The organism is Roseomonas sp. KE2513 (assembly GCF_016107305.1).
Taxonomy (GTDB): Bacteria; Pseudomonadota; Alphaproteobacteria; order Acetobacterales; family Acetobacteraceae; genus Roseomonas.
Window position 1 is genome coordinate 1 of sequence record NZ_RCVR01000102.1, and the last position, 4,268, is coordinate 4,268.

Annotated in this window: 2 protein-coding genes; one reads left to right on the forward strand and one right to left on the reverse strand. The window is 68.4% G+C overall.

Annotated elements, in window-relative coordinates; translation table 11 throughout:
• On the forward strand, positions 1-3,076 hold a 3,076-nt coding region (locus tag D9599_RS30180; protein ID WP_198385040.1), incomplete at its 5' end, for a PAS domain S-box protein.
• A 13-nt stretch (positions 3,077-3,089) separates the two neighbouring features.
• On the opposite strand, the gene D9599_RS30185 is transcribed toward D9599_RS30180, so the two are convergent.
• A protein-coding gene (locus tag D9599_RS30185) for an IS5 family transposase (RefSeq protein ID WP_198385041.1) occupies positions 3,090-3,847 on the reverse strand; the annotation gives its coding sequence in 2 pieces (ribosomal slippage) (positions 3,090-3,520 and positions 3,520-3,847; 759 coding nt in all).
• Positions 3,848-4,268 lie beyond the last annotated feature (421 nt).

Consider the following 4,268-nt stretch of genomic DNA (forward strand, 5'->3'; position numbering starts at 1 on the left):
GACAGCCGAGGAGATGCTCGGCCAGACCGCCGAGCGCTTCTTCACCCCGGAGGACCACGCTGCGGACCGGATCGGGACGGAGATGCGCCTGGCCGTGGAGCATGGGCGGGCTAGCGACGAGCGCTGGCACCTCCGCAAGGATGGGTCCCGCTTCTGGGCCTCGGGCGAGATGATGCCGCTGGCCGATGAGCGCGGCCCGCTCGGCTTCCTCAAGATCCTGCGGGACAGGACGCCGGAGCACCTCGCGGGCGAGAAGCTGGCCGCGAGCGAGGAGCGCTACCGCACGCTCTTCGAGACCGTGGAGACCGGCTTCTGCATCATCGAGATGCGCTTCGACGAGGCGGATCGCGCGGTGGATTACCGGATCGCCGAGGCCAACCCGGCCTTCGAGCGCCTGACCGGACAGTGCGGCGTCACGGGGCAGTGGGTGAGCGAGTTCGCGCCGACCCTGGAACGGCACTGGTTCGATACCTACGGGCGGGTCGCCCTCACGGGCGAGCCGGTGCGGTTCGAGAACGCGGCCGAGGCCTTCGGCCGCTGGTACGACGTGCAGGCCCTCCGCATCGGCAATCCGGCCGCCCGCCGGGTCGCTATCCTCTTCAACGACATCTCGGCCCGGCGCAGCGTGGAACTCGCCCTGGCGAGAAGCGAGGAGCACTGGCGCGGGCTGTTCGAGCGCCTGCAGGAAGGCCTCATTATCGGCGAACTGGTGCGCGACGACGATGGGCGGGTGGTGGACTGGCGCTACCTCGACGTGAACCCCGCCTGGGCCGCGCTCGTCAGGCTGGAGCAGGGCGACGCCGTCGGGCGGACCATCCGCGAGCTCTTCCCGGGGATCGAGCAGGCCTGGATCGACGAGCCCGCCGGGGTCGTGGAGAGCGGCGAGGCCGCCATTTTCACCCGGCAGGTCGGCCGGATCGGGCGCTGGTACGAGGGGCGGATGTACCCGCTCGGGGCGGACCGCTTCACCGTCATCTTCCAGGAGGTGACGGAGCGGCACCTGGCCGAGCAGCGTCGTGCCGCGGCCCTCGAGCTGGGCGACCGCCTGCGCGGTGAAGGCACCCCGGCGGCCTTGGCCCTGGCGGGCTGCGAAGTGATAGGTCGGGCCCTTGGGGTGGGGCGGGTGGGATATGGTGCCGTGGGGCCGGACGGCGAGGCCTTCACGGTCGAGAGGGACTGGACCGTCCCCGGCTTTCCCAGCCTCGCCGGTCGCTACCGAATGGACGACTACGGCCTTTACGCTGAAAACCTCCGGCGCGGCGAGGCGGTCGTCATCCCGGACGTGCGGGAGGATCCGCGCACCTCCGCCACGGCCCCGGCCTTGGAGTCCGTTGCGGCGCGCACCCTCATCAACCTGCCCATCGTCGAGCGGGGGCGCATCGCCGCGGTGCTCTACATCAACGACGACCAGCCCCGGGCCTGGACGGCCGAGGAGGCCGCCTTCGCGCAGGACATGGCCGAGCGGCTGCGCCAGGCGATCGAGCGGCGCCGCGCGGAGCAGGGTCTGCAGGCGCTGGCGGCCTCGCTGGAGCAGCAGGTGGTGGAGCGGACGCGCGAGCGCGACCGCTTCTGGCAGCTCTCCCGCGACCCCTTCCTGGTCTCCGACCGGGACGGGACCTGGGTGCAGGTGAGCCCGGCCTGGACCGCCATCCTGGGCTGGACGGAGCAGGAGCTACTCGGCCGCACCTCCGAATGGATGGAGCATCCGGAGGACCGGGCCCGGACCCGGGCCGAGGTGGGTTCCCTGGCCGACGGCCAGACCACGATGCGCTTCGAGAACCGCTTCCGCGCGCGAGACGGATCGTACCGTTGGTTCTCCTGGACGGCGGTGCCGACGGAAGAGGGTCTGGTCTACTGCGTCGCGCGCGACATGACGGAGGAGAAGGAACTCGCGGCATCCCGGGAACGGCTGGAAGAGGAGCTGCGGCAAAGTCAGAAGATGGAGGCCGTCGGCCAGCTCACCGGCGGGCTGGCGCACGACTTCAACAACCTGCTCACCGGCATCACCGGCAGCCTGGAGCTGCTAGGAACCCGTGTGGCACAGGGGCGCCTGAAGGACGTGGACCGCTACGTCAGCGCGGCTCAGGGCGCGGCGAAGCGGGCGGCGGCCCTGACGCACCGGCTGCTGGCCTTCTCCCGCCGCCAGACACTCGATCCCAAGCCGACGGACGTGAACCGCCTGATCAGCGGCATGGAGGATCTCGTCCGCCGCACAGTCGGGCCGGAGATCGCGGTGGAGGTCGTCGGGGCCGGGGGCCTGTGGACCACGCTGGTGGATCCGCCCCAGCTGGAGAACGCGCTGCTGAACCTTTGCATCAACGCGCGCGACGCCATGCCGGACGGCGGCCGGATCACCGTCGAGACGGCCAACACGTGGCTGGACGAGCGGGCGGCACGGGAACGAGACCTTCCGCCCGGCCAGTACGTCTCCCTCTGCGTGACCGACACGGGCACTGGAATGCCTCCTGAGGTCATCGCCCGGATCTTCGACCCGTTCTACACGACCAAGCCGCTGGGCCAGGGCACCGGCCTCGGGCTCTCCATGATCTACGGCTTCGTGCGGCAGTCCGGTGGACAGGTGCGGGTCTACTCCGAACTTGCCCAGGGTACGACCATGTGCCTCTACCTACCCCGCCACCACGGCGAGGAGGATGCGGACACGGGGGATGCCGCCTTGGCCGACGCCGCCCGTGCCGAGCCCGGTGAGACAGTGCTGGTGGTAGATGACGAACCCACGGTGCGGATGCTGGTGACGGAGGTGCTGGAGGACCTGGGCTACACGGCCGTCGAGGCGGGAGACGGGGTCAGTGGCCTGATGGTTCTGCGTTCGGACGCGCGGATCGATCTGCTCGTGACTGACGTCGGCCTGCCCGGCGGCATGAACGGCCGACAGCTGGCCGATGCGGCGCGTGAGGTGCGGCCCGAACTGAGGGTGCTGTTCATCACCGGTTACGCGGAGAACGCTGCCATCGGCAACGGCCATCTCGCGCCCGGCATGCAGGTGCTGACCAAGCCTTTCGCGATGGAGCCGCTCGCCAGCCGCATCAAGGAGTTGATCAACGCCTCGCCGAATTAGGGCCTGTTGACGATCATCGAGAGGCGATGATGGCGGCAGCGAGGTTGATGCTGGCGCGGAAGCTGGTGTCGGTCTTGTCGTAGCGGGTGGCGATCGCGCGGAACTCTTTGAGCTTGGCGAAGAAGTTCTCGATCAGGTGCCTCCAACGGTAGGCCTCGCGGTCAAAGTCGAAGTGGCCTTTGCGGTTGGTCTTGGGCGGGATAACGGCGACGGCGCCCCGGGCGTCGAGTTCGGCCCGCAGCCAATCGGCGTCGAAGGCCCTGTCGCCGAGCAGGGCGCCGAAGGCGACGCCCTCAATGAGGGGCGGCACACCAATCGTGTCGTGGCGCTGACCTGGCAGCAGGACGAAGCGCGCCAAGTTGCCCAGCCCATCGACGAGGGCGACAATCTTGGTCGTCAGGCCGCCACGCGAGCGGCCAATGGCCTGATTTTGAGTCCCCCCTTTGCGCCGCTCGCCTTCTGGTGGGCGGTGACGATGGTGCCGTCGATCAGGGCGTACTCGAAGTCTGGCTCGTCAGACACGCGCTGGAAGATGCGGTCGAAGACCTCGGCCCGTACCCAGCGGCGGAAGCGCTGAAACACGCTGTTCCACTTTCCGAACCCTTCCGGCAGGTCGCGCCAAGGCAGGCCCGTCCGCACCCGCCAAAGCACCGCCTCCAGGAACAGCCGGTTGTCCTTCGCCGTCACGCCGCTGTCCGAGGCCTTGCCCGGCAACAGCGGCGCAATCTTCTCCCAGACCGCATCGCGCACCCCAAACCGGTCCTGATCCATCCTGCCACTACCCCGTCAAAGGCAGGGTTGAATCACAGCTTGGCGGCAACAGGAATCCTGATCGTCAACGGACCCTAGTTGGCCAGCGCCAGGAGACTTAACCGATCTACGTGTCACCTGAACGTCCGCTTCAGAGCACGGCCTGTTCCTCATCAGGCAACGGAAGTGGGTCGAACTCGGCCGTTGGAGGCTGGGCGATCAGCCCTAAGCCTTCTCAGCTCTACCCGTCCAAGATCACCATCCGGCCTACAAACCGAAGCTGGATTTCGACTACCGAATCCGCGTGCCCAGCCGCATGGGGCTCTCTTCTCTTGATTCAGATTCGTACCATGCCGGCCATGCGCTATGCTGCACGCATGACGAACAAGGCTGACGCAGCGCCCAGAACACGCCGCCCGTGGGACCTCCATCCCTCGCTAAC